A 327-nucleotide genomic window follows, 5' to 3' on the forward strand; every position below is an offset into this window, starting at 1 on the left:
GAAACGGTCTTTTTCATCGACCAGGGCGAGCCGCCTTTCGGGCAATGAGGGCAAGACCTGCCCGGCCCACTCGGCCGGGGTCAGCAGGCGGGGCGGCAGGGGCTGACGCAGCTGCCAGGTCTAGGCCGCCAGGGTCAGCAGGGGCACGCAGATCAGCACCGCCGCCAGGCCCAGCCACAAACCGCGCCGCTGGCCCAGATAGCGGGCCAGCGCGGTGCGGCGCGGCCCGCTGTGCAACGCGCTGAAGGCCAACACTCCCAGCCAGCCGGCCAGCGCCGCGGCGGCCAGCAGCGCCAGTAGCCGGGCGGCCACTTCGGCCGCCAAGGA

General features: G+C 73.4%; 1 protein-coding gene. It reads right to left on the bottom strand.

Annotation, left to right across the window (positions count from 1 at the left end; genetic code table 11):
* Positions 1-120 precede the first annotated feature (120 nt).
* A partial coding sequence (locus GBG68_RS14215) for a hypothetical protein (protein ID WP_193222355.1) occupies positions 121-327 on the bottom strand: 207 nt, incomplete at its 5' end.

The sequence above is a fragment of the Alkalilimnicola sp. S0819 genome, from assembly GCF_009295635.1.
Classification (GTDB): Bacteria; Pseudomonadota; Gammaproteobacteria; order Nitrococcales; family WHIW01; genus S0819.